The 6,045-nt window shown below is 39.6% G+C and carries 5 protein-coding genes and 1 riboswitch; of the genes, 1 reads left to right on the forward strand and 4 read right to left on the reverse strand.

Annotated elements, in window-relative coordinates; translation table 11 throughout:
* Window positions 1-31 precede the first annotated feature (31 nt).
* The 3 genes from HMPREF0083_RS21295 to HMPREF0083_RS21305 form a co-directional block, all read right to left on the reverse strand.
* The gene (locus HMPREF0083_RS21295) at window positions 32-1,720 is read right to left on the reverse strand and encodes a methyl-accepting chemotaxis protein (protein ID WP_021623863.1); all 1,689 of its coding nucleotides are present in this window, start codon (window positions 1,718-1,720) and stop codon (window positions 32-34) included.
* Between the two features lie 275 nt (window positions 1,721-1,995).
* Window positions 1,996-2,769, reverse strand: a complete 774-nt coding sequence (locus HMPREF0083_RS21300; protein WP_021623864.1) for a magnesium transporter — start codon at window positions 2,767-2,769, stop codon at window positions 1,996-1,998.
* A 19-nt stretch (window positions 2,770-2,788) separates the two neighbouring features.
* The gene (locus HMPREF0083_RS21305) at window positions 2,789-3,493 is read right to left on the reverse strand and encodes an MgtC/SapB family protein (RefSeq protein WP_021623865.1); all 705 of its coding nucleotides are present in this window, start codon (window positions 3,491-3,493) and stop codon (window positions 2,789-2,791) included.
* A 371-nt stretch (window positions 3,494-3,864) separates the two neighbouring features.
* Window positions 3,865-4,035: riboswitch (M-box (ykoK) riboswitch) on the reverse strand.
* A gap of 228 nt (window positions 4,036-4,263) precedes the next feature.
* On the opposite strand from HMPREF0083_RS21305, the gene HMPREF0083_RS27475 reads away from it, so the two are divergent.
* Window positions 4,264-4,479 (forward strand): CorA family divalent cation transporter, encoded by a 216-nt coding sequence (locus HMPREF0083_RS27475; RefSeq protein ID WP_021623868.1) that lies wholly within the window; start codon window positions 4,264-4,266, stop codon window positions 4,477-4,479.
* Between the two features lie 39 nt (window positions 4,480-4,518).
* Here the strand turns inward: HMPREF0083_RS27475 and HMPREF0083_RS21310 are convergent, their stop codons facing one another.
* Window positions 4,519-5,775 carry an MFS transporter gene (locus tag HMPREF0083_RS21310; protein WP_021623869.1) on the reverse strand — a complete coding sequence of 419 codons (1,257 nt, stop codon included), beginning with the start codon at window positions 5,773-5,775 and terminating at the stop codon, window positions 4,519-4,521.
* Window positions 5,776-6,045: the final 270 nt, after the last annotated feature.

The following is a 6,045-nucleotide window of genomic DNA, read 5'->3' on the forward strand; positions in this document are numbered from 1 at the left end:
CACCTTATGGATAATCAACAGGCGTGAAAAATTATATCTTAAATCGGTTAATTTCCCGCTTAAGGCTCTCAGCTAGATTAGATAGTTGATTGGCATTCGCTGCAACCTCTTCTACTGTTGAAGATTGTTCTTCTGCCGAAGCAGCTACTTGTTGAGATGCGGCGGCAGCCTCTTCCGTAATAACTACTACTTCTCTAATACATTGCAAGACATCCGATGCATTTTTGCGTAAGTTATCAAAGATTTCTTTGATTTGCTTCATATTTTCTTCTGTTTCTTCTACTCTGTTTACAATCGTATTTAATGATTGACTGCCACATTGAATAATTTGAACCTGATTTTCAACAGCACCCAGGGTACTTTCCATTGTTTGTACTGTTGTAACAATTTCCGTTTGAATATCTTTAATCATATTTGTGATTTGAGATGTCGCCTTACTGGATTCTTCCGCCAGCTTCCTCACTTCATCTGCAACGACCGCAAAACCCTTTCCCTGTTCTCCAGCCCGTGCTGCTTCAATCGCAGCGTTTAATGCTAATAAATTTGTTTGATTAGCAATATCGCCAATGATGGTAATAATACCGCCAATTTCATCAGATCGTCTTCCTAGTTTCTGAATAGATTCGGTTGCAAATTGTACGGTTTTGCTAACGGTATTAAGGTGTTGAATTGATTCACTAATTGCTTTATCCCCCTCATAAGCAACTTTTGTAGATTCCATTGCATTCTGAAGAGTTTGCCCTACTTGACCGTACCCTATCTCAGTCTGTTTCATTGCTTTTTCCATTTTTTGAAGTACATTTGCGGTTGTATCCGCTTGCTGTGAAGTTCCATCGGCGATCTCATTAATGGTTACTGCTACCTGACTTGAAGTTTCTCCAGTTTGATTTGCTGCCTCTGAAAGTTCATAACTGCTCTCATTTAACTCATAAGAGAGGGTGTTCATTTGATTAATAAGTTCCACTAAGCTCCTTCTCATATCCTCAAAAGATTGGGAGAGTTGTCCAACTTCGTCCTTTGTTGTTGCTTGAACCGGATTGGTTAAATTCCCTTTTGCAATTTCTTTTGTACGTTTTAATAGTTCAATAAGGGGGTTAGTTATGGATTGACTTAGTTTAAATGAGATAAACATTGATAAAAGAAAAATAATAATAGAGAGAGTAATTACCGTTTTTTTCAATAGACTAATTGTTTGGCTTAACTCGACGACGGTTTTATTAATATTGGAAAGGGCCTCATCTCTGAAGTTATCGACTTTTTTATTAATATCTTCAGCATATCCATCGAACTCCCCCATTGTCATATTTCCTTTTTGGGGTCCGCCCTCAATATAGTCATGGGCCATCTTTTTCCCTGTTTCGTAGTAGCTGTTAAAAGACGATTTAATGTCTTTTAATTTTTGAGGATCGGTACTTTCTAAACTCCCTAACTGATCAATATTTTTGTAAAATAATTGGGCATGTTCTTCAGCTTTATCAAATCCATCATCCAATCCTTTAGCTGCTCTCGTTGCACTGATATCTGTTAACCACTGTTGAACCTGAATGACAGATAATTTTATTTCATCAGCTTTTAACGCTGTAGGTAACGCCAGCTTTTCGATGGTTTGCACCTTGTTTCCATGAACCTGGATTTCATAGGTGACGTATGCTAATTGAGCAACAAATAATACAAAAATCAAACAAAATGCTGTAAACAACTTTAATCTAATGCTTTTCATCTGTGTGTTCCCCTTCTTTATTTGTAGGTCATTTTACCTAACAAAAAAAATAATCATTACAGTAAAATATCCCATAAACACAAACTGATGTAAATGTGTTTTCTGCCTTAATAATTACAAATACCCTAACAATCATAAATTCTATAAAGTCAGCTAGATTTCCTTAAACCAACATTTTAAAGAATAGTCTTATTTATCAATGATTTCGGCCTTAGCATGGGAAGTGTGGTAAAAAGCGGGCGTTACTCTTTTAGGAGGGTGATTCAAAATATCCTTTACATGTAAAACAATACATCGTCAAAAGTAACAATTCCCAGAAGTGCATATTCCTTCGTAACTACAGGAACCGCTAAAAGACCATATTTACGAATGATTTGGAGTACCTCTGTTTGGTTGGTATTTGCTGATACTGAAATGATTCGCGAGTTCATGATCTCCTCCATGCGGCATTCCGGTGCAGAAATAATCAATTCTCGCAATGATATGACACCCAACAACCGCTCTTTGGCATCTGTAACATACAAATAATAAATCGTTTCGGCGTCGAATTCGCTGTGTTGTAGGCGTTCCAACACATCAGCCACTGAATCGGCTTCAGCAACTGTTACCACGTCTGTCGTCATCAATGATCCCACCGAACCTTTTTTGTATGTGAGCAATTGCTTAATGTCATCTGCTTCGTCTTTTTCCATCCGCTCCAGATAAAAGTCGGCTTCTTTATGGGAAAGAAGTCCGAAAAAATCCGTCGCATCATCGGGAGGCAACTCATTTAGCATCTCAATCGCATATTGACGGTCAAGCTCTAAAATACATTTTTTCTGCATCAATGGATCCAGTTCGCTGAAAATTTCCCCAAATTCGTTTGGAATTAAAAACGAATAAATTTTAAATCGTCTGTCATCATCCAGTTCCATAAAAAATGTTGTCTGATCCATAGGATGCAAATCTAGAAAATCCTTGCGAAACGATTCCTTATCCCCTATCTTTAATGCTTGTAGCATATAGTAAGTGTATTCTTCTTTAAATTTATATTGATTCAGTCTGATCATTACTCATTCCCCTCTCTCCTTACAAATTCTCAATTTCCACACTAAGAACGTGGTCAATCTTCTTGATGTAATAATAAACTTCCGTGGTATATTGATTTTCCGGTACGGAAAGAACCAAATCAATCAACTGGCGGTTACTATCAATGTCCTTGAGCTTAAAATGCCGAATTTTATACTCCTCTTTTTTAGATTGCCTATCTTGCCCCTTGCGCTCAATCATTTTGATTAATTCGGTCATGCGATAATTAGATTCAACTACAATTCTTATTGAGATTTCATGTCGGCTGAGTGTTGCTGGACCCACCGATTTAATCAGGAAAGGAACAAAATTGACTGCAGCCATCAAGAGGATGACAGCATATGTCGCCCCCAGATAAAAGCCCGCCCCGATCGTAATTCCGAGCGCTGATGCCGACCAAATCAGCGCCGCAGAGGTAAGGCCAGAAATAACCTCGTTACTTCTCCTTAGAATGACGCCCGCTCCGATAAAACCGATTCCGCTCACAATCTGCGCTGCGAGTCGCATCGGATCCATATTCGGATGATTCGGCCCACCGAACTTTCCGAATGCCTCGATGGAAACAATCGTCACTAAGCAACTGGCAATACAAATGACCATACTGGGCCTTAAACCAAGCCGCTTTTGTTTAATTTGTCTGTCAATCCCGATCAGTAATCCGAATAGTAAAGCCAGGCTAAGCTTCATCATCACTTCCATTGTCATAAGTATCACCTCTTCGATTTATTCATCTCCTGCCTTATCCCCACCATGTAGAGTTTCGACAAAATAAAAAGCCCTCTGTAAAGAGAGCTTACCGCTTCGAACCTGTTCCTGTACGACTCACATGTCAAATAAACCTGCCCAAACACACCCACTTGACTAAAAGCCTTGGATGAACATTAAAGCAAGGAAAACATGGGAGGATAGAATAAACAGATTTCTTTCTCTTTACTACATTCGAATGATTAGAAAAAATAAAATTTTGCCTTGGACGGCTATCCATCACCTGTTTTCCCCCTTTGCTTAACAAAATGAAAAACCCTCTAGAAAACCTAGAGGGTTCAAAAAGCGCACAAAAAATACAAAAAAGCACTTCCGGTTCCCCCTAGTCGAGTTTTGGCACTATACAACGTAAAGAACAATTGTTCTTAGCCACCTTAAGAAAAGCCTTAATCCGGCAGTTCCTGTTCTACCCATGGGCATCTTTCGATATTTCTGGGCAGTGGCCTATGTTTGTATAGGAGCCTCACCTAACGAGGACTTATTCGTTACAGATGGATTTTACTCCGTATAATTTATGTTGTCAATAGGCAGCTGCAACTTTTGTCATGAAGACCTTGACAGCAATTTTGCTCAAGGAAATTTTTGAGAAAGCGTGATGCAGCAATAACCTACGGTAATCGTAATCGTGAAGTGTACGCTCTTCTTTGCTTGAATGAGAGTCTCATATACATGGTGGCGTCTCTAAAACAGATGAAATTTACGATGCAAAAGTGATCCAAAACAACGTAAACCGCGTACTCAAGTTACTGGCGGCAATTACGATTATTTTGTCGGTGCCAACGATGATTGCCAGCATTTACAGGATGATCGTACCGCTGCCGTTTCAAAACAAGCTGTACGCGTTTTGGCTAGTAATTTCCATTATATTCGCAATGACCGGCCTGTTCGCCTTCGTTTTTTACAAAAAGCATTACTTTACTCATTAATATCTTCTAAAGATTATTTAAAGTTCTCTTCCAATCACATTATGCCGTTTCCCCCTCGTTTCGCAATATTTTCTTTGTTACAGCTGCCATTAAAATCATCGCAATACTTACAAGCAGTGTGGGGAGGTAAATCCTTATACTAAAGGCTTCAAAGATGACACCGTATATAATCTGGCCCACAGGTGCCATACATTGTGCAACCGCCGTAATAATCGCCATAACTTTTCCTAAATTTTCGTTTGGCGTTTTCTTTTGCACAACAGTAATAACAAAAATAGAGATAATGGTCATCGTCATCGCGATAAGGATTGCACACAAAATAAAGAGTATGAATGATGGATAGTATCCAAGCCCAAGTACAGGGGGCGTGATGGATAAAGCCATCGGTACAATCAATAAGGCAATCACGATCAGCCAGTGATACAGTTTTTTCATTTGCATTTTTTTTGTAAAGAGGCCGATGGACAATGCACCCAAGATTGTAGCAAAATCTATGAGCCCCATCCCGATACCATACATTGTGTCGCTACTTTGCATTGTTACCCGTAAAATGATGGGTCCACCGACAACAAAAAATGGTGTGAGAATCAGGTTGAACAGGGCCGCAAGAATCATGCATTTCAGAATATAAGGCTGCCTGACAACATAGGTAAACCCAACTTTCATGTCTTTTACAATTGTCGGTACAATATGCCCTTCCTGTTCCCTTTTGTCAAACGGTATTTTAATAAAAAGCTCTATTACCGCAGATAAGAAAAAGGCAATACAGCTCGTCACGATAAGCACTTTTAACCCCATAATGCCGTACAGCACCCCGCCTAAAACAGGAGCGGCTACGCTTGACAATGCTTGAACACCGTTTACAATACCATTTGCCTGTTCCAGTTTATTTTCCGCCACCAACAATGGAATGCTTGCCATAACGGCAGGTGAATACATGGCACTAATAATCGCCAGCAAGACCATGACAACACCGATAAGTATCACGGAAGTATTAGCAGCCGATAACAAAAAAATAAAGCACAATATAATGGCGCTGCTTGTAAAGTCAAAGATCACCATGAGGTTGCGGCGGTTGAACCTGTCAGCGATAGCCCCGCCAAGGGGTGACAACAAAAGAGGTGCATTCGATATGGCATACAAAGTAGCATAAATGTCCGCCCGACCTGTTACATCCAATACATAGAGTGATAAGGCAAAGCGCAACAGGGCAGAACCCAAGATGGATACAATTTGTCCAAGCACCATCAGGTTAAAATCTTTAGGAAAATGTTTTGTATTGAGATTATCTTGCATAGTACATGCACCCCTCACCAAGATATTAGACCGACTGCCAGTCTATAAATTTGCATAAATAAACATCTAAATTTTCAAAAATTAAATACAGAGACAAGCAAAAATTCTATTGTTTCCTACGGATATGCGGTTCCCTGCCCGATTACATCTGTCAAAACGGGTGCGAGATGTGAAATATATACATCTAATTTGATAAATCGACACATGTTTGTGGTGGGAGGCAAGAAAAGAAAGAAGGGCGGGAGCGGTCGGAAAAAGACACGCTGGCCT

The organism is Aneurinibacillus aneurinilyticus ATCC 12856 (genome assembly GCF_000466385.1).
Classification (GTDB): domain Bacteria; phylum Bacillota; class Bacilli; order Aneurinibacillales; family Aneurinibacillaceae; genus Aneurinibacillus; species Aneurinibacillus aneurinilyticus.

Coding starts and splice junctions, on each gene's coding strand:
- HMPREF0083_RS21310 (WP_021623869.1), bottom strand. CDS start 5,775: ATGCAAGATAATCTCAATACAAAACATTTTCCTAAAGATTTTAACCTG.
- HMPREF0083_RS21300 (WP_021623864.1), bottom strand. CDS start 2,769: ATGATCAGACTGAATCAATATAAATTTAAAGAAGAATACACTTACTAT.
- HMPREF0083_RS21305 (WP_021623865.1), bottom strand. CDS start 3,493: ATGACAATGGAAGTGATGATGAAGCTTAGCCTGGCTTTACTATTCGGA.
- HMPREF0083_RS21295 (WP_021623863.1), bottom strand. CDS start 1,720: ATGAAAAGCATTAGATTAAAGTTGTTTACAGCATTTTGTTTGATTTTT.